General features: G+C 62.4%; 18 protein-coding genes and 2 riboswitches. Of the genes, 4 read left to right on the top strand and 14 right to left on the bottom strand.

Annotation, left to right across the window (positions count from 1 at the left end):
- Positions 1-37 precede the first annotated feature (37 nt).
- The 5 genes from ACVZUB_RS23455 to ACVZUB_RS23435 form a co-directional block, all read right to left on the bottom strand.
- Positions 38-1,930 (bottom strand): FAD/NAD(P)-binding protein, encoded by a 1,893-nt coding sequence (locus tag ACVZUB_RS23455; RefSeq protein ID WP_223304426.1) that lies wholly within the window; start codon positions 1,928-1,930, stop codon positions 38-40.
- Positions 1,931-1,934: 4 nt separating this feature from the next.
- Positions 1,935-2,028: riboswitch (SAM riboswitch) on the bottom strand.
- Between the two features lie 78 nt (positions 2,029-2,106).
- Positions 2,107-3,297, bottom strand: a complete 1,191-nt coding sequence (gene fahA, locus ACVZUB_RS23450; protein ID WP_003940530.1) for a fumarylacetoacetase — start codon at positions 3,295-3,297, stop codon at positions 2,107-2,109.
- Positions 3,294-4,163 (bottom strand): hypothetical protein, encoded by an 870-nt coding sequence (locus ACVZUB_RS23445; protein WP_482627816.1) that lies wholly within the window; start codon positions 4,161-4,163, stop codon positions 3,294-3,296. The genes fahA and ACVZUB_RS23445 overlap by 4 nt, the downstream gene beginning before the upstream one ends.
- Positions 4,160-5,359 carry a homogentisate 1,2-dioxygenase gene (locus ACVZUB_RS23440; protein ID WP_030535304.1) on the bottom strand — a complete coding sequence of 400 codons (1,200 nt, stop codon included), beginning with the start codon at positions 5,357-5,359 and terminating at the stop codon, positions 4,160-4,162. Before ACVZUB_RS23440 ends, ACVZUB_RS23445 begins: the two co-directional genes overlap by 4 nt.
- Positions 5,360-5,467: 108 nt before the next feature.
- Positions 5,468-6,019, bottom strand: coding sequence for a MarR family winged helix-turn-helix transcriptional regulator (locus tag ACVZUB_RS23435; protein WP_312638089.1), 552 nt, complete (start codon positions 6,017-6,019; stop codon positions 5,468-5,470).
- A gap of 104 nt (positions 6,020-6,123) precedes the next feature.
- Here ACVZUB_RS23435 and ACVZUB_RS23430 point away from each other — a divergent pair, with 104 nt between their 5' ends.
- Both ACVZUB_RS23430 and ACVZUB_RS23425 read left to right on the top strand, forming a co-directional pair.
- Entirely contained in the window at positions 6,124-6,738 is a 615-nt protein-coding gene (locus tag ACVZUB_RS23430; protein WP_003939912.1) for a TetR/AcrR family transcriptional regulator, read from the top strand.
- A gap of 173 nt (positions 6,739-6,911) precedes the next feature.
- A complete protein-coding gene (locus tag ACVZUB_RS23425) occupies positions 6,912-8,510 on the top strand; it encodes an ABC transporter substrate-binding protein (RefSeq protein ID WP_063315878.1) in 1,599 nt (532 codons plus the stop codon).
- Positions 8,511-8,568: 58 nt separating this feature from the next.
- On the opposite strand, the gene metE is transcribed toward ACVZUB_RS23425, so the two are convergent.
- The 7 genes from metE to ACVZUB_RS23390 all read right to left on the bottom strand — a co-directional run bounded on the left by metE (position 8,569) and on the right by ACVZUB_RS23390 (position 16,450).
- The gene (gene metE, locus ACVZUB_RS23420) at positions 8,569-10,833 is read right to left on the bottom strand and encodes a 5-methyltetrahydropteroyltriglutamate--homocysteine S-methyltransferase (protein WP_482627815.1); all 2,265 of its coding nucleotides are present in this window, start codon (positions 10,831-10,833) and stop codon (positions 8,569-8,571) included.
- Positions 10,834-10,992: 159 nt separating this feature from the next.
- Positions 10,993-11,217: riboswitch (cobalamin riboswitch) on the bottom strand.
- A gap of 81 nt (positions 11,218-11,298) precedes the next feature.
- The gene (locus ACVZUB_RS23415; RefSeq protein ID WP_482627814.1) at positions 11,299-11,736 is read right to left on the bottom strand and encodes a helix-turn-helix domain-containing protein; all 438 of its coding nucleotides are present in this window, start codon (positions 11,734-11,736) and stop codon (positions 11,299-11,301) included.
- Between the two features lie 219 nt (positions 11,737-11,955).
- The gene (locus tag ACVZUB_RS23410; protein ID WP_054827155.1) at positions 11,956-12,585 is read right to left on the bottom strand and encodes a response regulator transcription factor; all 630 of its coding nucleotides are present in this window, start codon (positions 12,583-12,585) and stop codon (positions 11,956-11,958) included.
- Positions 12,582-13,706, bottom strand: coding sequence for a sensor histidine kinase (locus ACVZUB_RS23405; RefSeq protein ID WP_054831249.1), 1,125 nt, complete (start codon positions 13,704-13,706; stop codon positions 12,582-12,584). Before ACVZUB_RS23405 ends, ACVZUB_RS23410 begins: the two co-directional genes overlap by 4 nt.
- Entirely contained in the window at positions 13,707-14,501 is a 795-nt protein-coding gene (locus ACVZUB_RS23400; protein ID WP_019745005.1) for an ABC transporter permease, read from the bottom strand.
- Entirely contained in the window at positions 14,501-15,457 is a 957-nt protein-coding gene (locus tag ACVZUB_RS23395; RefSeq protein ID WP_482627813.1) for an ABC transporter ATP-binding protein, read from the bottom strand. Before ACVZUB_RS23395 ends, ACVZUB_RS23400 begins: the two co-directional genes overlap by 1 nt.
- A gap of 45 nt (positions 15,458-15,502) precedes the next feature.
- Complete coding sequence (locus ACVZUB_RS23390; protein ID WP_209909687.1) at positions 15,503-16,450, bottom strand: EamA family transporter; 948 nt, start codon at positions 16,448-16,450, stop codon at positions 15,503-15,505.
- 68 nt (positions 16,451-16,518) lie between these two features.
- On the opposite strand from ACVZUB_RS23390, the gene ACVZUB_RS23385 reads away from it, so the two are divergent.
- Positions 16,519-17,064 carry a CGNR zinc finger domain-containing protein gene (locus tag ACVZUB_RS23385; protein ID WP_482627812.1) on the top strand — a complete coding sequence of 182 codons (546 nt, stop codon included), beginning with the start codon at positions 16,519-16,521 and terminating at the stop codon, positions 17,062-17,064.
- A gap of 113 nt (positions 17,065-17,177) precedes the next feature.
- Positions 17,178-18,476 carry an NtaA/DmoA family FMN-dependent monooxygenase gene (locus tag ACVZUB_RS23380; protein WP_042921756.1) on the top strand — a complete coding sequence of 433 codons (1,299 nt, stop codon included), beginning with the start codon at positions 17,178-17,180 and terminating at the stop codon, positions 18,474-18,476.
- Here ACVZUB_RS23380 and ACVZUB_RS23375 read toward each other — a convergent pair.
- Together ACVZUB_RS23375 and pruA are read right to left on the bottom strand one after the other, a co-directional pair.
- Positions 18,473-19,438, bottom strand: a complete 966-nt coding sequence (locus tag ACVZUB_RS23375) for a proline dehydrogenase family protein (protein WP_482627811.1) — start codon at positions 19,436-19,438, stop codon at positions 18,473-18,475. The two genes, ACVZUB_RS23380 and ACVZUB_RS23375, sit on opposite strands and share 4 nt — an antisense overlap.
- Positions 19,438-21,099, bottom strand: a complete 1,662-nt coding sequence (gene pruA, locus ACVZUB_RS23370; RefSeq protein WP_058037794.1) for an L-glutamate gamma-semialdehyde dehydrogenase — start codon at positions 21,097-21,099, stop codon at positions 19,438-19,440. Before pruA ends, ACVZUB_RS23375 begins: the two co-directional genes overlap by 1 nt.
- Positions 21,100-21,217: the final 118 nt, after the last annotated feature.

Below are 21,217 nucleotides of genomic sequence, written 5' to 3'. Positions count from 1 at the left end.
TGTGAGCGGTTAGGGAGTCCCAGGACTCCCTAACCGCTCACAGGCGCGTAGCACCCAAAATCTCCGCCGCCAGGGCATCGTTATGCCGGAAGAACCCTGCATTGGTACGGGGACGAGGGAAAGCCGCCGACCAGTTATGGCCTGCAACCCACGGCCCGGCCGCGAAGCGGCGGGGATGAGCAGTGTTGTTCTGGTCGAGAATTCGTGAAGTACCGTCGACGGCGAGCTTCGCCGAACTGTCCACGGTCGCACGAAGTTCGACTGCCTCGCCCCGACGGTGAAGCGTCCGCAGGAGCAAGTCACCGCTCGCGCTGATGGAAGCAACCGGCAAGCGTGCTTCGACGAGGGTGTTCGCGGCCACGATGTCGGTGTGCGACGCACTGCGCGCGACAAAGATCCCAGCCCCCGTTGCCGGGTCGATCTCGGTGGAGAACACCGAATCCGGCCCGAGGAACTGGACGATGCCCGCCTCGTTGAGGGCGACCAACTGTTCCAAACGCTCGGGCGGCGGACCACTGGCGATGAAGCTGAAGAACGAATGAAGCCAACCCTCGACGTCCTTGGCGACGGATTCGGCCGGGATTCTGCCGCGCCGCAACAATTCTCCGACGGTCATGTACGTCGACAGCAGCGCTGAGAAGACAGCCGCGTCGGCGCTGAAATACGGGTCCGACCTCCGCGCGACATCCGCCGAGATGTATTCGGTGATCCGGGACTGGACCTCGGCAAGCCCGTCGTAGCGCTCACCGCCGAGTGGGCGGTTCAGCCGCTCGAGATCGATACGGTCTTCCGGCTTCGGGACTGCGTTCTCGACCAGTTCCTGCAATCGAGGCGATCCCCAAGCCAGCGAGGCGAATTCGGCGTCGAACTCCTCCCAGGTGCCCACTGTCCGATCCGGGTGAGATGCAAACAGCTCGTAATAGTGGGCGCCTGCCAGTTCTTTCGACGCCAAGGGCCAGATGTCGTTTCGGAAATCCAACGGTCCGTCGCCGGGAACGAGATCAGCGGTGAAGAACCGCGGTAGCGGTGGCCGCGCGTCAGCGATCGAGTACGAAATCTTGGAATGATACGGCACTCCGCGACGAGATCCGGCATACAACAGGGGTTCCCGACCCGAGGGAGCGTAAGTGAGGACGCCGTCTTCACCGCGTTCGAAGATGCCGCCACGGCTCTCGGCGAGGAGAACCATCCAGTCGATGAAAGCCAGCCCGAGTCCGGCGATCAGAACCGGTTCGCCTTCGGGAATGACATCGGCGTCGAGATCGGCAGTGTAGCCCGGACCCACATACGTCAACCCGTGATCGGACGCGAAGCTGGTCAGCGCGGTTTCGCGTGGGGCAGGCAACGCATCGGGGTGCCCTTGTGCGAGAAGGACGGTCGTCGCGTCGATGACAGCTCCGTCGTCCAGATGAACTGTCTGTGTCTCGCCGACGTTCACGATGTCGACCACGGATCGTCGATGAACTCGAACGTCGACGTGCGCTGGCGCGGAGTCGACTGCAGTCTCGAACACCCAGTTCAGGTATCGGCTCTGCAGTGACCTCGATGCAAACGACGACGGGGTGAGCGTCGGAACTTCTGCTGCGATTTCGGGGAATTCGGCAAGCTCAGCCGAGCGCTCGGCGACCCATTCCGCGAGGGTCGGACCCGGCAGCACCGGGCCGATCACGGCGGTGGTCTCGTCGGTGAACATCGTGACGTCCGCTGTTGTCGAATTCATCCACAGAAGCGGCGCCTGGCTGCCTCGCCAAATACGGCCGGCACCTGCCGGATACGGGTCGACAACGTGAATGTCGATCGGTGTGGGATCGGCGTTCACCGATTCGTGAGCGAGGATCCGCTCGAGTACGCCGGTCCCGCGGGGTCCACCGCCCACGATCACGATGACAGCTGCTGTCCCCACTGAGGTACGGGGTCGATCGCCTGGCACGAGTCCTCCATCGGACCTGGCAGAAAGCACCCGCACCTCAGCAGAGGGGGTTGCTGCGACGTCACGGAGCCAGGACTCTCGATCGCTCTGGATGGTTAGTCCAGCTTATCTTCGGAGAATTTTGAGGCAAGGAATTCCGGACATCAGATCAGCGTGAATCAAACAGTTGTCAATCACTATCTTTCGGTTTGCGTTGCAGGCAGGATCCGAGCGTGAACATCCCCGAAGCCGATTCGTGATCCGCCGACGCCGGGAGCGGTGGCTGAGATGGCGATGGTGTCGCCGTCTTCGAGAAAGGTACGGGTCTCGGAGCCCACAGCTACGGGTTCCTTGCCGCCCCACGTCAGCTCGATGAAGGCGCCGCGCTGATCTTTGTCCGGTCCGGAAATGGTTCCGGACGCGAAGAGATCGCCGGTGCTCGCTGCTGCGCCGTTGATGGTGGTGTGCGCGAGCATCTGCGCAGGCGACCAGTACATCTGGGCGTAGGGCGGCCGGGAGACGACGTGACCGTTCCATTCGACGGCCAGGTCGATGTCCAGCCCCCACTTCTCTTCACCACGCAGATAGGAAAGCGGTTCGGGATCCTGCACCGGAGTGTCGATTCGGGCTGCTTCGAGAGCGAGCAAGGGTACGACCCACGGTGAGATGGAGGTCGCGAAACTCTTCCCCAGGTTCGGACCGAGGGGCACGTACTCCCACGCCTGGATGTCTCGGGCAGACCAGTCGTTCACGACCACGGCGCCGAAGACGTACTCGGCAAATTCGTCCGGGGTGATGGAATCGCCCATCTTCGAGGGAGTTCCGACGATGAACCCCATCTCGGCTTCGATGTCGAGGCGCCGGGACGGTCCGAAGTCCGGGCTTTCCTGATCGGGTGCCTTCCGCTGTCCGCAGGGACGAACGATGTCGGTGCCGGAGACGACGATGGTGCTGGAGCGCCCGTGGTATCCGACGGGAAGATGCTTCCAGTTCGGCATCAAGGGGGCTGCGTCCGGGCGGAACAACCGCCCGAGGTTGGTTGCGTGATTCTCCGAGGCGTAGAAGTCGACGTAATCGGCCACTGCGATCGGCAAATGCATTGTCACCGAATCAACGGAAAACACTGCATTCGAGTCTATTTCGCTAGTCACGAGCTCCGTGATCCGGTTTCGCACCGATACCCACTGATCTCGTCCCTGAGCCATGAACGCGTTCAGAGTCGGTTCGGAGAAGACGGAATCGCCTAGTGTCGCTGCGAGATCGACCACCGATTCGGCGACGCGCACACCGACACGCGGTAACCCTCCCGCGGGGGAGAAGACCCCGTACGGCAGATTGTCGAGACCGAACAGTGAGTCGGCGGGAATGTCGATGGTCGTGACAGTCATACGAGAGTTCCTTCGGTTTTGTCGGAGCGGACGATCAACCCGAGGCCTTCCAGCTCGGTCAGAGGGTCCGAGATGCTGCAGGTACCGAACGAGAGGAATCGGCGACGCACCTCGCCGGCCTCGTCCTCGGTGAGGTCGGCCAGGGCTTGCGCGATCGATTTTCCATCGCGCTGAGACAGTGCAGCAACAATTTCCGAACGATCGGCGCCCCGCCTCGCCGCGTCGACGGCCACCATGATGTTGAGGAAGCCGTGTTGCTCGAAGCCTGTTTCCGGATCGGTGTTGCGCACACCGTGGTGCAGTCCCGCAGTCGCCTTGAACGGGATATTCGCTCGGACAACGGATATCACCGCATCGGCGAGCTCTTCCTCGTTCGGGTACGCCTCGGCGACAATCCCGCCGGTGCGAAACTTTGCGGAATGCCCGGCAGTTTCGAGAGCTGTGAGATAGCCCGCGCGCCGATCACCTCGAGGCACCTCGACAAAAATGTCGACGTCGGGATGAGCGGCATGGACACGAGAGAGTTCCTCGAAGGCCGCATCGGCGTCCAACCCGTCTGGAATTCCCACCTCGACGGCGGCGACGTGAACACCAGGGATGGCTCGCGCGTTCGAGAGTGCGGCCGCCGTATCGGATGGGCCGGCCGGCACGGTCAGACTCAGCGTCACCGGGCTGTCCGCTGAAACGTACGCAGCCAGTTCGCTCAGTCGAGGCGCGGGAAAAATGAAAGGCCCGACCAGTGCGTCGTAGTCCGCCTGCAGGTAGGCGGCGTGGGCCGGAATTGCTTCGGCGAGAGAAGCATTGCCGGGTGGGAAAAGTGCTGCGTCGTCGCACAGGCCGCGCAGGAGTGGGGAGATGATCGTCATTGCCTAGGCCCCCGCCCTGCCCAACTCCAGGCGTACGCTTCGTCCTCGCAGGCCAGGGCTCCCTCACCCAATTCGAGGGGCCGGAACGTATCGACCATCACGGCGAGCTCGTCGAAGAACTCGGCGCCGATGCTCCGCTCGTAGGCGCCGGGTTGTGGTCCGTGGGCGTGGCCGCCGGGATGAATAGATATCGAACCCTGTCCGATGCCGGAACCCTTGCGCGCCTCGTAGTCACCGCCGCAGTAGAACATGATCTCGTCCGAGTCGACGTTCGAGTGGTAGTACGGCACCGGGATCGACAGGGGGTGGTAGTCGACCTTGCGCGGAACGAAGTTGCAGATCACGAAGTTGTTCCCCTCGAACGCCTGGTGGGCCGGCGGCGGTTGGTGAACACGGCCCGTGATCGGCTCGTAGTCGGAGATGTTGAAGGTGTACGGGTACAGGCAGCCGTCCCAGCCGACGACATCGAAAGGGTGCGTGGGATAAACCATTCGGGTGCCGACGATGCCCGCCGACGTTCGGTGCTTGACCAGTACCTCGACGTCGGTTCCTTCGGCGATCATGGGCGCGATCGGTCCGTGCAGGTCTCGTTCACAGAACGGTGCGTTCTCGAGCAGCTGGCCGAAGCGGGAAAGATAGCGCTTGGGCGGGACGATATGACTGTTCGCCTCGATGGCGTAGGCACGAAGTGGCTTGTCACCCTTGGGGATCCATCGATGCGTTGTGGACATCGGGATCAGGACGTAGTCACCTTCACTGGCCTCGAGTGCACCGAAGACGGTCTCGACGGTCGCCTCGCCAGATTCGATGTAGACCATCTCGTCGCCGATTGCGTTGCGATACAGGGGAGATGGCGCTGCCGCAACGACGTAGGACAATCGCACGTCGGCATTTCCGAGGATGAGACGACGGCCGGTTACCACGTCGGTCTCGTTCCAGGTGCTTTCGGGAAACAGCGTGTGGAGTTTCAGATGGCGCGGTTTGAGGGGATGGTTGGGGGTTGTGCTCTGATCGCGCAGTTCCCAGACCGTTGCGTCGACGATGGCCGATGGGATCTCGCGGTGGTACAGCAACGAAGAATCCGAGGAGAAACCTTCCTCTCCCATCAGCTCTTCGTAGTAGAGGTTGCCGGACTCGTCACGGTGTTGGGTGTGACGCTTCGGTGGGATGTTGCCGAGTTGTCGATAGAACGCCATGACGGGGCTCCTTCTGTGCTGTTCTGCCTGGCTCACCTCCACCAGATAGTAAACACATTAACTAAAATGATGTGATGAGTGCAACCCTCCAAGGGGTTCGGGTCTATGTCAGTTACGTCCGCGTACGTCGAACTGGCTGCGGTTGGTGATCAGTTTGTCCAGGAGCATGACAAGAATTCGCTGTTCGGCCTCGCTCAGGACGCTTACCCAGGCGTGTTCGCGTTCGTTCTGCTCGCGAAAGGCTTCGACCATGGCTCCTCGGCCCTTGGCGGTCAGGTACAGCTGGACGGAACGGCCGTCGTTCTCGGTGGGCCGACGATCGATCAATCCGTCTGCCAGCAGCGACTTGGACAGATTGGAGACCGCTGCCCTACTCATGCCGGTGAGCTCGGCGGCAGCCTTCGGCTCGATCGGACCGGCCAGCCAGGTGACGAACAACAGCCTGAAGGAGGACCATGACCAGCCGCGAGGGCGGTGGATCGACGACTCGAGATCGTAGGTGACCACGTTGGAAGCCCGATTGAGTGTAAGTAGTACCTCGGTGGCCAGCTGGTCGCGAAAGCCATGTTCGGTGGCCAGTCGCTTGTTGGCCAGTTCGATGAACGACCAGAAGTTCAGCACGCCGACGGTTGGCTGGTCATCGGTTGTCCGGTCAGTCATGGACTAACCCTAGCGCGATCTGCAGTTGATTAATCCGTGTATTAGATCTCGGGGTTACGATGAAACTTCGCAACCCGGCACTGCGGTCAGGATTCTGAACTATCGTGACGCGCGTGACTGCGCGCAGCGACGAGTTTCCCTTGGACGTCGACCTCATGTCGGTGGGGCAACTCGAGCGGAGAGGACGACTGACCACGGCGGTGGTCGAGATGCTGGCCGAGATGCCGTCGGATCGAATCCAGATGAAAGACGTCTCGGAGCGTTCAGGCGTCGCACTCGGAACGCTGTATCGCTACTTTCCGACCAAACAGCAACTTCTGGCTGCGGCGATGACGGCGTGGAGCGGTCTCGAATCGGTCCGTCGTCCTGAGAAGTTGCGGGCAGACGGTGGTGAGAACAACGCGTACGAGCGGGTTCTGGCACTTCATCGCCGCGAGATGAAGGCATTCGAGCGTAGGCCCTACTTCGCTCGGTTGGAGATCGAACTCCATTCGTCCTCGGATCAGTTCGTGATCGAGTCGTTGGATCTGCGCGCAGCGGCACATCGGAGAATGCTGTTCGAGTTGATGGACGGCGTCCCGGCCGAGACGGCGAGGGTTGCGGCCGTGGCAATAGGCGGCACGATGTTGACGGCCCTTGCGCTGTGGACCAGTGGCCGGATCGGATTCGCAGAGGCCCAGCGGAACGTCGAAGACGTCATCGGACTGGTAATTCGCTGAACGGTTGCAACCTAGAATTCAGTTCTTGTTTCTGCTGTCATGAACGCGAATTATCGCTTCGGCTTTGTGAAAACGAAGACGCAGGACGAGACCTTACCTAGAATTCACTTACAAATATGTCGGGTGTCCGATCCAGGGATCGACGTATCCGTGAACTGTGAAAGTGAGTCGCAATGAAGCGCTCGTACCGAGTCCGCGCTCGAATCTGGATGGTTGTCCTGGCGTCGGCGACGCTGGTGGTGACGGGGTGCGCCGGTAGCAGCCAAGGTACGACCACGGATGCATCGGACGTGACGGTCGGAGTTGTCGGTGACCAGAACAACGGGGGAGAGCCGCGATCGGGTGGCACCGTGTCGTTTGCCACCTACAACGGGATCAGCAGTCTCGATCCGGCTGACCGTCAGGACGGCGGCGCTACCGGTGGTAGCGAAATGGCAGCCATCTACGACCTTCTCATGCGCTTCGATACGTCGGCGGGCGAGTATGTTCCCCACTTGGCTCAGTCGTTGTCGGCCAACGGCGACAACACGGTGTGGACACTGAAATTGCGCGACGGCGTCACCTTCAGCGACGGCACTCCGATGGACAGTGCGGCAGTCCTGTGGAGCATCGATCACTATCTGCAGAAGAAGGGAACTCACGCGCTGGTGTGGAAGACCGCTGTGCGCGAGACGAATTCACCGGATCCGAGTACGGTCGTCTTTACATTGGCGCAGCCGTGGGACGAGTTCCCGATCATGTTCACCACCGGTCCCGGCATGATCGTCGCGCCCTCGTCGATGGCTACCGGCACGTTCACCCCGATCGGGGCAGGCCCGTTCACCGTCGAGAAGTTCGCCTCCCAGGACGAATTGGTGCTCGCTGCCCGTCCGACGTACTGGGACGGGGCGCCGTACCTCGAGAAGTTGCGCTTTCCGGCAATCGTCAACGAGAAGAGCAAACTGGAAGGATTGCACACCGACGGAATCCAGGTTGCCTATCTGAAGTCTCCCGACTTCATTCACGAGGCTTTCGAAGCCGGTGATCCCGGATTTGTGTACTCGGCCAGCATGGCCGGAGTTCTGGCAATCAATCAGCGCGACGATCGGGCAGCGAAGGACGAGCGCGTGCGTAAGGCGATTGTCGCTGCGGTGGACCCGAATACGTTCAACGAGCGAGTTCAGGGCGGCTTCGGCGAACCCGGCACCGACATGTTCGCGTCGTGGTCGCAGTGGCACGGATCGGTGGCCGGGAACGGCTTCGACCCCGAGGCGGCCAAGAAGTATCTCGCCGAGGCGAAGGCGGACGGTTACGACGGAAAACTGACGTACGTCGGGATGAACGATCCGGCGACGCAGCGCAGCGCACTGACGTTTCAGTCGCTCTTGCAGGCAGTGGGTTTCACGGTCGACATCACCTACGCAACCAGCATCAACGATCTGATTTCCATGCTGTACGCAAAGCATGACTACGACGTGTCCTACTTCGCGTTCAACGTGCTGGAAGAGTCACCGTTCGTGCGTATGTACGGCAACCTGTTCAGCGAATCGCCGTCGAACATCCTCGGTTACAAGAACGCTCGGATGGACGAGTTGCTCGGCAAGCTGCAAACGGCGTCGGGCGAGGATGAGCGGCGAGCCGTCATCGACGATATTCAGACCGTGGTCAACGAGACGGCGCCGATGGCCGTGGTCAACTCCGGCAAGGTCTTCATCCCGTGGCGCGAGAACGTGCACGGAGTGACCCCGAGTGCGGACGGGATTCTGCTCTTCGGCAATACGTGGTTGAGCTGACCCCTGTGCGCCTTTTTGGTAGTGCCCACTACCAAAAAGGCGCACCGGGGCTTTGCCCCTATAGCTCCGCTCGTACCAACTTCGCGGCTTCGACGAGGTTACGCAGTGACGCCTCGACCTCGACGGAACCGCGGGTCTTCAAACCGCAGTCCGGGTTGACCCACAACCGCTCGACAGGAACAGCTTTGAGTGCCTCACGCAGGGATTCGGCAATCTCGTCGACGCTCGGCACCCGCGGCGAGTGGATGTCGTAGACACCCGGGCCGACGCCGAGGTCGAACCCGACCGAACTGAGATCGTCGAGGACCTCCATGTGTGAGCGCGCCGCCTCGATGGACGTGACGTCCGCGTCGAGGCCGGCGATGGCGCCGATCACCGCTCCGAACTCGGAGTAGCACAGGTGCGTGTGGATCGCGGTGGAATCCGCGACGCCCGAGGTAGCCAACCGGAAGGCGCCGACCGACCAGTCCAGGTAGGCACGCTGATCCTCGGCACGCAGTGGGAGTAGTTCTCGTAGAGCCGGTTCGTCAACCTGGATGATTCCGATTCCGGCGGCCTGCAGGTCGACGGTCTCGTCTCGAATGGCCAGTGCGACTTGATTTGCCGAGTCGGCGAGGGGTTGGTCGTCGCGGACGAACGACCAGGCCAGAATGGTGACGGGTCCGGTGAGCATGCCCTTGACCGGCTTGTCGGTCAGGGACTGCGCGTACGTGATCCAGTCGACGGTCATCTGTTTCGGGCGGGAGACGTCGCCGTACAGAATCGGCGGACGCACGCAGCGGGTGCCGTACGACTGGACCCAACCGTTGGCGGTGGCGAAGAATCCGTCCAACTGCTCCGCGAAGTACTGGACCATGTCGTTGCGTTCCGGCTCACCGTGAACAAGAACGTCCAGGTCCAGCTCTTCCTGGAGCGCAACAACTTCGGCAATTTCGGCGCGCATACGGTTGACGTACTCGGCTTCGTCGATCTCGCCCTTGCGCAGTGCTGCGCGAGCGATGCGGATCTTCGAGGTTTGCGGGTACGAACCGATTGTCGTCGTGGGCAGCGGCGGCAGAGAAAGCAGTTCGTCCTGGGCAGCGCGACGTTCGGCGGCGGGCGCGCGACCGGTCGCCGAGTTCAGCACCGCGTCCAGACGGCCTCGAACACTCGCATCATTGAGTCTGCGATCGTCCTTGCGGGTCGACGCGGCCGCTCGTGCCAGAGCGAACTCGTCTTCCACCGACTCCCGGCCCTGTGTGAGAGCGGTTGCGAGAGTTACTACTTCCTTGACCTTCTCGGTGCCGAACGCGAGCCACGAGCGCAGGGCCTTGTCGACATCGGCTTCTGCGTCGAGAGTGTACGGAACGTGCAGCAGGGAGCACGATGTGGAGACGGCAAGATTATCCACGCTGCCCAACAGAGCACCCAACGTGCTCAGTGCCGAATCCAGATCCGACCGCCAGATGTTTCGTCCGTCGACCACGCCGGCGACGACCAGTTTGCGGGCGAGTTCGGGGACGGAGCCGATCGAATCCTGACCGGCCACCAGGTCGACGGCAAATCCTTCGACGCCGGTGGACGCAAGCGCGGGCAGCGCCTCACGCAGCGAACCGAAGTACGACGCCAACAGGATCGACGGCCGCTCGGACAGCGCTGAAAGCTGTTCGTACGCAGCGCGTGCCGCTTCGATTTCCTCGTCGGTGCGATCGCCTACGAGGGCCGGTTCGTCGAGCTGAACCCAGCTCGCACCGGCCTTCGCGAGCCGACCGAGTAGATCCGCGTAGAGGGGGAGTAGTTCGTCGAGTCGCGAGAGCAGCGGCTCGTCGGTGCCGACAGCCTTCGAGAGCAGCAGGAAGGTGACCGGTCCGATGACGACCGGGCGGGCTGCAATACCGTCGGAAAGTGCTTCTGCCAGTTCGGACAAGACCTTGGACGGGTCGAGTGCGAACGTGGTGGACGGCGAGATCTCCGGCACCAGGTAGTGGTAGTTGGTGTCGAACCACTTCGTCATTTCGAGCGGCGCGATGGTGTCCGTCCCACGGGCAGCGGCAAAGTAGCGGTCCAACGGATCGGCGACCGACGCGACGCGGTCGGGCAGCGCGCCGAGAAGAACTGCGGTGTCGAGCATCTGGTCGTAGAAGGAGAAGGTATTGACCGGGACGGAGTCGATGCCCAGGTCACGGAGGTCGGCCAAGCCCTGCCGACGGAGGTCACGGGCGACAGCCTGCAGGGCGTCGGCGTCGATGCGCCCTGCCCAGTAGCTTTCGGTTGCCCGCTTGAGTTCTCGATGAGGACCGATGCGCGGTGAGCCCAGCACGGTCGAAGTGAATGTTGTTGTCACGGAGTTTCTCCAGATTGCCAATGCATTGATGGCCACTGCCGGCAGACGGGTACACCTCACGAGACCCCGAGTTTCAGCGGGCAGCACTGCCCGCACCGCACACGAGGTCCGATGGAGATCTACACGCCCATTCCACGAGGCGGTGGACCGTCGGGCACGGCGTGCCCGACACAGTCGGCAGGTCTTCGGACTCGCGGGCACTCGATCGAGTTGGATCGAACCTACTGGCCGTCGCTTCCCAGGCGGATGCCCAGTGCACATGAACGGCGGTCGTTCCTGCTTACCGCTGCGGGACAGTCCCGGATTTTCACCGGGTTCCCTCTCACCCCGACAGCTTGCGCTGACGGAGCTTCGACGCCGGGACCGGTCTTCGGGGCTCCTCATGACCGTGCCGGGCGAACCAGCTGCATCGACCAGCATAAGGCCAACCCTCCCTGAGCAGTCAAGGAGAGTCGGCGAAGGGCGCTATGCGCGTGACATGTAGGAATTCGAGTCCGGTGGTACGCGCGGAAGATTTTCGGAGGACCGTAGATTCTCCGCCATTTCGACAAGCAGATCCTGTGAAGACGGTGAGAGGTCGACGACACGGGAGGTGAGGTTCCGCAGGCGCACGTTGTGCAGCTGTTCGAGGAGGGAGAGGTCTGCCTCGCCACCTGAGATCGCGGGCGGAGTGTGATCGGACGGGGCGTAGAAGTAGTCCGGATTGACCTTGAAGAAGTGGGCGAGGGCGGCAACCACTTCGGGTGACGGATTGGTTCGGACGCCGGTGCGCAGTTGCGACAGGTACGGCGTCGAGATACGGCAGCCGAACTCGGTCATGCCGCGAACGACCATCGCGTTGGTGACGTGAAAGTCGGCAGTCTCGAACAGCGAGTTCAAGCGATCGTTGAACTGGTTCGACATGAGACGTCCCTTCCCCCGCTACGCACAGGCTCCGTCGGTTCAATTAACTGCATCATAGCCAGTTATCGAACGATTAGCTGTTTCAGATTCTCGCGAAGCGGTCGTTTGCAGGGAAAATCCCTAGGGTAGAAGGTCCCTACTTTGAGTGATCTGGACAAATCGCCATCACGAATCGAACGGCGAACTATTTGCCGGGGAAGGCGATTCCAGACGCGCGGATCAGAGCCAGCCGTTCGACTCGGCGATTCTGACGGCTTCCGCGCGCGTCGACGCACCCGTCTTACCCATCGCGGATGACAGATGATTTCGAACTGTCCCGGCAGACAGGAAGAGCGCCCCTGCGATGGCTGCCACGGGTGCGCCGTCGTGAGCGGCGCGCAGTACTTGGGTCTCACGCTCCGTCAGGGGCGACTCGCCGCTGACGAGGCTGTCGGCCGCAAGGGTGGGATCGACGACGCGCAGTCCGGCGTGGACACGCCTGACCGCGTCGGCAAGCTGCCTGGCGGGGGTGTCCTTGACGACGAACCCGCCGGCCCCGGCGTGCAGGGCTTTACGAAGAAATCCGGGACGGCCGAACGTGGTGACGATCAGAATCCGGGTGTCGGGTGCTGCCTCGCGAAGGGCCGCCGTCGCGGCGATTCCGTCCATGCCGGGCATCTCGACGTCCAGAAGCGCGACGTCCGGGCGGTGTTCGAGAACGGCGGACACCACCTCGTCGCCGCGACCGACCTCGGCCACCACGGACAGGTCGGATTCCAGATCGAGCAGCGCGGCCAAAGCTCCTCGCACGAGCGCCTGATCGTCCGCCAAGAGCAGCCGTATGGTTGCTCGATCGCCCTGGCTGTTCACTCTGTCTCCTGTTCGACTACCTGAAGTGCAAACCCCTGCGGCTGGGGATGAGTGATGATCACTCGTGCGCCCGACGCTCCGGCGCGCTCGCGCAATCCGATCAGACCGTTTCCGGAAGACGTCGACTCGGCCCCTCGTCCGTCGTCGACGACCGACGCACTATTTTCGTCGACCGTGATCCGGCAGTGGGTCGCACCGCTGTGTCGAACGACGTTGGTGACGCCCTCACGGATCGTCCATGCAAAGAGTTCCCGAAGACGCGTGGGAACCATGTCGGTACTGCTCGGCACCTCGTCTTCGATACCAGCCGCACGCAATGCCTCTCGCGCTCGGGCTATCTCGACGGGAAGAGAAATCCCACGAAATCCTTCGACGGCCGAGCGCACGTCCGCCAACGCGTCACGCGAAAGTCTTTCGAGGTCGTCGAGTTCGTTGCGCGCACGCTCGATATCGACATCGAGTAGGCGATTGGCCAGTTCGGCTTTGATCGTGATGACGGTCAGCGAGTGCCCGAGGATGTCGTGCAGATCGCGCGCCATCCTCGTTCGCTCCTCCATGATTGCCCGCTGCTCCTGCTCTTCGCGTTCATGGAGTATGGCGAAGTTGCGGCTGATCAGGGACATGATTCCCCAGGTCGCGAACGCGGCCGCGCAGACTCCGAGTGAGAGTCCGGAGTAGTTTCCCCATCCGGACGAGAGGCTGACTATCTCCACGGAGGCCGCGAACACCAAGGCGAGAATGCCGCCGGCGACGGTCGGCAACAGCGTCACCGCTGTCACCGCGAGGTACGGTGCTGCTGCCAAACCTGTCGGCCCGACGCTCACGATCATCACAGCGGCCAACGCGGTCAAGGCGGACAGAGCCAGTGCAGCTTCGCGAATCGTCGGCCGAGTCATCGTCATTCGACGTCGCTGCTGCGTTGTGGCGAAGGTGTAGAGGTAGAGGGCACTGAAGGCGATCGTCGCGAGAATCCCTGTCCAGCCGCGCAGTTCGTCGCGTAGATTCCATCCCTCGATCAGCGGCCCGCCGAGAAATACCATCCAGACCGCCGCGAAGAGAACGCCGAAACGATTCCGCCGCGGGAGCGCGACGGAATCTTCTCGGTCAGTCGTTTGCGACAACTACACACGCTCCGTATCTCGTTGGAACCGCCAGATCGCTCCGCCGGCGAAGATGGCGAACCACACCAGGATATTGACGATCCAGGTCCAGTGAATGCTATTGCCCGTCAACGGTGCGTGGGCGAGGGCGTTGATGCCGAACATCGGGGTGAACTGTGCGATGGTCGCCCATACGGAACCGTCGGTGAGTGGTACGAAGAGTCCGCCGCCGAATGCGAGCAGAGCCAGTCCCGGTCCGAGCAACTGCATGACGTTCTCACTGGGGAGTAGGTACCCCATGAACAGGCCGAAGGCCGCGAAGATCGACGATCCCAGCCAGGCGATCAATGCCGTTGTGAACCAGAGTGATCCGTCCATCTGCGCCGAGGTGAACGCGCCGACGACGTAGACCACGAGAATCGAGACGAGACCGAGCAGCATCGCCATGATCAGTTTGACGGCGATGTAGGCGACCGGGGTCAGGGGAGTCAGCCGAAGTTGTCGGCTCCACCCGGACGCTCGTTCGATCGAGACCATCGCGCCGCCGCTGGTGGTGGCCAGCATCGCGCCGTACAGGGCCATGCTGATCATGATGTACGCGGCGACATTGCCGTGCCCGATCCCGTGGTCGTCGTCGCCTTGACCGAGACCGAAGACGAGGAAGAAGACAACCGGCATGACGAGCGTGAAGATCATCGTGCGCCGGTTGCGAGTCAGGCGACGAAATTCCAGTCGCAGTAGCGTCGTGTTGAATCCGCCGAGAGGTACGACGGTTCGCTCGGCTCCGTAGGTATTCGCTTCGGTTGCAGTGGTCATCACTTCTGTCCTTCGGAGTTGTTCGACGTGAGTGCGATGAATGCGTCTTCGAGGCCACGCGAGACGATTTCGAGATCGCGAGCCTGCGTATTGGTCAACAGGAACCGTGCAACGGCATCGGTGTCGCCCGAGTGCACGAGCAGCGACTCACCGCGCACCTCGACGGCGTCGGAGTTCGGTATGGCTCGCAGGAGTTCGTCGGTGATGCCTGGAACAGTCGCGCGCAGGGTGCGTCCGGACGCCATCGCCTTGACCTCGGCGGTGGTCCCGTCTGCGACCACGGTGCCTTGCCTGACCAGGATGATGCGGTCGGTGTAGACATCGGCCTCTTCGAGGTAGTGCGTCGCAAAAAGCACAGTGCGACCGTGATCTGCGTCGGCGCGGATGGCGGACCAAAAGTCCCGACGCCCTTCGACGTCCATGCCGGTGGTGGGCTCGTCGAGAATGAGCAATTGCGGGTTCGACAGCAACGCCATCGCAAATCGCAACCGCTGTTGTTGTCCGCCTGAGCATTTGCTGACCAGGCGATCGGAGATGTCGAGGATTCCGGCTCTCCCCAGCACTTCGTCGACCGGACGGGATTGGGAGTACAGGCTGGCGGTCAGCTGCACAGTCTCGGCAACCGTCAGCTCTTTCAGTAGTCCGCCGGTCTGCATGACTGCCGAGACGAGTCCGCGGGCAATCGCCGATCGAGGTGACATTCCGAAGACGCTCACCTCGCCTGACGTCGGCCGGGACAGGCCGAGGATCATGTCGATGGTTGTCGTCTTGCCTGCGCCGTTCGGGCCGAGGAACGCGACGATCTCGCCGGGGCGGATGCTCAGGTCGATACCTTTGACGGCGTCGACGGTTCCGAAACTCTTGCGAAGTCCGGTCAACCGGACGGCGTCGTGTGCCGATCCTTGAGTGCGTGTATGCAGTGCCTGTGGTGAATGCCGTGCCTGTGTTGAGGTCATACATAGAATCTGCTCGCTTCGAGGTCGTGATCCCTCGTCCGTCCGTCATTCTTCTGCCATGACATTTGTCATCGGGTCGGCCGGTATCTGTTTCGGTGCAACCTGACCGAGGCGCGCGAGGACCAACCCCGCGATGATTGCTGCGCCACCTACAGCTTGGAGTGCGGTGACGGATTCCCCGACCAGGATCCACGCGGCGACGACCGCGCACAGCACTTCGGTCAGCGCTACCAGAGACCCGATTGTCGGCCCCAGCAGCGTGATCGCGGCGATGCCGGTGAGATAGGCAATGACAGTGCTGACCAGGACCAGGACCACCACCGGCAGCCACACGTTCGCCGAATGGTCTGCCACGACGGCGTTCGAGGCCGAGAACTGGAGGGGGAGGACGCCTACGAGTCCGAGCGCGCCGATGACCACTGCACTGACCGTGAGCCCCGATGCCGCGAGCACAACAGGATGGAGATCACCGTCCGCACGTTCGGAAATGACGAAATAGACTGCAAGGCATGCCGCGGCGGCCAGTCCCCAGGCGACTCCGACGGCACTGATCTCTGCCGATCCGAAGACGTCGATCACCACGGCGGCGCCGATCAAGGCCACCGCCGCACCGAGAAGCGTCTGCACGCTCGGACGCGCGCCCTTGGTTATCCACACCCACCCGATGACGATGATCGGTGCAAGGTACTCGAGAAGCAATGCGACGCCGACCGAAAGATGTTGCACGGCATTGAAGAAGCACAGTTGAACGCCCGAGATCGCGAACACCCCGTACAGCAGTACCGTTCGCGTGTGGGTGCTCACCTGTCGTAGGCGAGGCCATTGGGTGGCTACGGCGATCACCATCATCACCAGTGCGCCGCCGGCAACGCGCGCGAACACTGCGCCGCCGGGGGACCACCCTGATTCGATGAGAGATTTCGCGAACGGGCCCGATACGCCGAACGTTGCCGCGGACAGCAGAGCGAAGATCAAGCCGTTGCGAGAGTTCACGTCGTCACCCGTCAGGAGTAAAAGCGATTACGATGCTGACATTAGGTTGATACGGCTCAGGAGTCAAAGTGCATTTTGCTGGTGACACGGAATCGGCGCTCGTCTTCGCCGCGTCGTTGGTCAACACGGCCCGCGGCGGGGCCGAACTGCTTCCGGATCAAGAGGAGCTGACACGGTTTCTCGACGCGGATCGCTGGACCGGCAGGCGGGACGGCACGCAGGAGGAATTGACGGCGGTTCGTGCGCTGCGTCCACGACTGCGAAAGTTCTGGGAAGCCGCGGGAGTGGACGACGCCGTCGAGGTGGTGAACACACTGCTACTCGAATCGGGCGCGAGGCCGCGGCTCACCAGGCACGACGACCTCGGCTGGCATCTGCACGTCACCGCTGACGATTCGCCACTGGTGGACCGGATGGCCGCAGAAGCGGCGATGGGTGTGCTCGATCTGATCCGAACCGACGAATTCTCGAGGTTGCGATGGTGCGAGGCCCCGGACTGCGAGGCGGTCTTCGTGGATTTGTCGCGCAATCGTTCGAAGCGATACTGCGACACCGGAAACTGTGGGAACAGGGCGCATGTCGCCGCCTATCGTGCCCGTAAATCCGGTGCGTGACCAAGCGGTGTGCGGAGGGATAGAACCAGGCTGAGTGAATTCCTTGTCGGGAGCCAGGATCGGTCTAGCGTTGTGAATTCGGAACAGATTTCGCGAAGCCAGGAGGATGGTCGGTGGCCGATCGTAGGCGTCCACTCAAGACGGTGACCGGTGTCAGCGGGGCGGTAAGTATCTACGACGCAGCGATCGATCCGACGACGTCGACGGTCGCGTCCGCGATCGACGTCGCAAAGACGGCCGAGGCGAACAAGATCGACGGACTGTTTGCCGCCGACCTGCTGAGTTTCGGCGCGCAGGGCGCGATCGGTGCGCAGGAGCCGTTGATCTTCCTTGCCGCGCTGAGTGCGGTCACCACCCATGTGGGGCTCATCGCCACCGTCACGACGACGTTTCATCACCCATTCAACCTGGCACGGTTGTTCGGCACCCTGGACCACGTCAGCAATGGTCGAGCCGCATGGAATGCCGTCACTTCCTCACTCGGAGAAGAGAACTACAGCGACCTGGACCTGCCGAGTCCGGAGGAGCGGTACGCCCGAGCGGCCGAATCGCTCGAGGTGGTCAACGCGCTCTTCGACAGTTGGAAGCCCGGCGCCTTGATCCGGGGAGAGGGCTCAGCGGTGCTCGATCCGTCGAGGGTGGTCCCCATCGAGCACCGAGGCAAGTACTTCACGGTGCAGGGGCCGCTGAACATCCCCTCCCTGCCGCAGCGTCGTCCGGTCCAATTCCAGGCAGGCCAATCTGCCGGAGGTATCGAACTGGGTGCTCGCTTCGCCGAGGTCGTATTCACTTCTCTCGCAACCTTCGAGGACGCGGTCACCTACACGAAGACGATCCGCGCCAGGGCGGCAGAGTTGGGGCGTGGGGACGAACTGCCACTGATTTTCAGCTCGTTCCACGCAACGTACGGCGCTACCGAAGCCGAAGTCGAACGATTGGTCAGAGAAGCCGAGGAATCGACGGACTTCGACGCCGGACGCACCAGGCTTGCCGACATGTTCGGCGGTGACGTGGATTTCTCGGAATTGCCGCTGGATCGGCCGATCCCGGAGTCGTTGTTGCCGGACCCGTCGTCGGTGAATCGACGACGGGGCCGGGTCGAGATCTTCGGCAAGCTCGCATCACTAGGAAAGACTCTGCGTGAGTTGATCATCGCGTCCAAGGACACCGGCCACTGGGCAGCGGCGGGCACCCCGGAACAGCTCGCGGACGCGATCGAGGAACGATACGACGCGGGCGTACTCGACGTCATCACGCTCGGTGACCTTGCCGATCCGCGTACACGCGATTTCGTCACGAACGGGCTGCTGCCGGAGCTGCGCAAGCGCGGAATCGTGGGATCCGACTACGTCGGCGGTACCTTTCGCGAAAACCTCGAGTTGCCACCGCTGCCACCGGTTTCCGGTGTCTAGTTGTTGGAAGCGAGTGAGCGCATGAAGAACATGAGGTTGGCCGGTCTTTCCGCGAGGCGACGCATGAAGTAGCCGTACCACTGGCTGCCGTAGGGAACGTAGACCCGCAGGTGATTGCCTTCGGCTACCAATCTGCGTTGTTCGCCGTCGCGGATGCCGTAGAGCATCTGAAACTCGAAATCCTCGGCTGTGCGTTCGGTCAATGTGGCGAGTTCGAGGGCGGCGTCGATCATGGTGGGATCGTGGGAGGCGACCATCGGGTACCCGTCACCTTCCATCAAGACCTTCAGGCAACGCAGGTACGACGCGTCGACTTCGCCGGCCTTTTGGAACGCGACGCCGGCCGGTTCCTTGTATGCACCCTTGCACAGCCGAATTCGTGAACCTGATCCGGAGAAGTGCCGGCAGTCGGCCTCGGTGCGGTGTAGATACGCCTGCAGGACCGTGCCGAGCGTCGGGAAGTCGCGGCGCAACTCTTCGACGATGGACAGTGTCGAGTCGGTGGTGGTGTGATCCTCCGCATCGACGGTGACCCACGCGCCCACTTCGTCTGCCGCTGTGACGATTCGGTGAGCGTTCGCCAGGGCGATCTTCTCGCCGTCACCGGGAAGTGACTGCCCCAACGCGGAGAGCTTGAGCGAAACCTCCAGGGAGTGTTGCGTCCCGGCAATCTCGGAAAGCGTTGCGTACGAGCGGAGAAGGGAGAGATAGGCATCGACGGTAGCTGTTGCCTGAGCCGGATCGGTGGTGTCCTCGCCGAGGTAGTCGACCGTCACGAACCGGCCACTGGTGAGGATGTCGCGCACCGCTGACATCGCTGCGGGTTCCGCGTCCCCGGCGACGAACCTGTCTACAAGCTTGCGGGTCAAGGTCATCCCGGAGACTGTCTTCTCCAGTCGCGACGAGCGTGCCGCCGCGAGGAGCACCGGGCGCAGTGGGTTGCTCAGCGAGACGGCACTCATCAACGGTTCTCGCTCTCGGCTGGATCGACGTCCTGGTGGGGGTAACGATGATCGGTGGGAGGAACGAAGGTTTCCTTGACGGTGCGTGTCGACGCCCAACGGAGCAGATTCTGCGGCGAACCGGCCTTGTCGTTGGTACCCGAAGCCCGCGCACCTCCGAAGGGTTGTTGTCCGACAACCGCTCCCGTCGGCTTGTCGTTGACGTAGAAGTTTCCGGCGGCGAACCGCAGACCATGATGAGCTTGATCGACGGCCGCACGGTCGGTGGCGATCACGGCACCGGTCAGGGCGTAAGCGGATCCGCTGTCGATACGAGCGAGGATGTCGGCGTAGGCATTCGGTGCGGAGTCGTCGTAGACGTGAAGCGAAAGGATGGGGCCGAAGTACTCGGTGCTGAAGGCCTCGTCACTGGGGTCGTCACCGAGCAGGACCGTCGGCGAGATGAAGAATCCTTCGCGGTCGTCGTAGTCGCCGCCTGCTGCGATGGTGAGGCTGCTGGTCGACTTGGCGCGGACGATCGCGGCGGCGTTTCGGTCGAACGAACGTTGGTCGATGACGGCGCCGCCGAAGTTCGTCAGGTCGGTGACGTCTCCGTACTTCAGCGACGACACAGTGTCGATGAACGTGTCGCCCATCTTGGCCCACACCGACTTCGGGATGAACGCCCGTGATGCGGCCGAACATTTCTGGCCCTGGTAGTCGAAGGCCCCGCGAATCAATGCCGTCGTGAGTACGTCCGGGTCAGCGGAACTGTGTGCGAGTACAAAATCCTTGCCGCCGGTTTCGCCGACGAGACGCGGATACGTCCGGTAGTTCGAGATGTTGGCTCCGACCTCACGCCACAAACGCTGGAACGTTGCGGTGGATCCGGTGAAGTGGATACCCGCCAGTCGGGGGTCGGCAAGCGCGACCTCGGACACCAAGGGGCCGTCGCCGAGAACAAGATTGATCACCCCGGGCGGGAGGCCGGCAGCTTCGAGTAGTTGCATTGTCAGGTACGCCGCGACGGCCTGCGTGGGTGACGGCTTCCAGATCACGGTGTTGCCCATCAGGGCCGGTGCTGTGGGGAGATTTCCGGCGATGGCGGTGAAATTGAAGGGAGTGATCGCGTAGACGAAACCTTCGAGTGGACGATATTCGACGCGATTCCACACTCCCGGAGCGGAAACGGGTTGGTCGGCGAGTATCTGACGTGCGAACGCGACGTTGAAACGCCAGAAGTCGATCAGTTCGCAGGGCGCGTCGATCTCGGCCTGGTATGCGGTCTTCGACTGGCCGAGCATTGTTGCGGCGGCGATGGTTTCGCGCCACGGGCCGGAAAGTAGATCGGCGGCGCGGAGGAAGACCGCAGCGCGGTCGTCGAACGAGAGGTCGCGCCAGGCCGGGGCGGCGAGTGTGGCGGCGTCGATGGCATCACGAACGTCCGAGTGGGTTGCGCCCGCATACGATCCGAGCACCGAACTGTGACGGTGTGGTTGAACAACGCTCTCTCGCTTACCTTCCGCAGTTCGGTGGATGCCGCCGATGACCTGCCTGATGTCGGTCGGCGATTCGGCCAGTTCGGTCAGTTTCGTACGGAGGCGCGATCGTTCCGGGCTTCCCGGCGCGTAATTGTTCACCGGTTCGTTGGCTGGGTGGGGGACATTGGTAACGGCGTCCATGACGATCCTTCGGCAGACTCAGGAGTGGGCAGTTGTCGTGTCGTGAACCAGTCAAGTCGAAAGACGTCGGCGAGTAATCCGCTGAGCGGCCAAACATCGGTGTCCGTGTTTGTCCGAT

It is taken from the genome of Rhodococcus sp. OS5 (assembly GCF_056837585.1).
The sequence above is the reverse complement of the archived record's forward strand: the minus strand, read 5'-3'. Positions and strand labels throughout refer to the sequence as shown.

Coding starts and splice junctions, on each gene's coding strand:
- ACVZUB_RS23435 (WP_312638089.1), bottom strand. CDS start 6,019: ATGACTGACCGGACAACCGATGACCAGCCAACCGTCGGCGTGCTGAAC.
- ACVZUB_RS23440 (WP_030535304.1), bottom strand. CDS start 5,359: ATGGCGTTCTATCGACAACTCGGCAACATCCCACCGAAGCGTCACACC.
- ACVZUB_RS23400 (WP_019745005.1), bottom strand. CDS start 14,501: ATGACCACTGCAACCGAAGCGAATACCTACGGAGCCGAGCGAACCGTC.
- ACVZUB_RS23415 (WP_482627814.1), bottom strand. CDS start 11,736: ATGTCGAACCAGTTCAACGATCGCTTGAACTCGCTGTTCGAGACTGCC.
- ACVZUB_RS23375 (WP_482627811.1), bottom strand. CDS start 19,438: ATGAGTGCCGTCTCGCTGAGCAACCCACTGCGCCCGGTGCTCCTCGCG.
- ACVZUB_RS23445 (WP_482627816.1), bottom strand. CDS start 4,163: ATGACGATCATCTCCCCACTCCTGCGCGGCCTGTGCGACGACGCAGCA.
- ACVZUB_RS23395 (WP_482627813.1), bottom strand. CDS start 15,457: ATGACCTCAACACAGGCACGGCATTCACCACAGGCACTGCATACACGC.
- pruA (WP_058037794.1), bottom strand. CDS start 21,099: ATGGACGCCGTTACCAATGTCCCCCACCCAGCCAACGAACCGGTGAAC.
- fahA (WP_003940530.1), bottom strand. CDS start 3,297: ATGACTGTCACGACCATCGACATTCCCGCCGACTCACTGTTCGGTCTC.
- ACVZUB_RS23425 (WP_063315878.1), top strand. CDS start 6,912: ATGAAGCGCTCGTACCGAGTCCGCGCTCGAATCTGGATGGTTGTCCTG.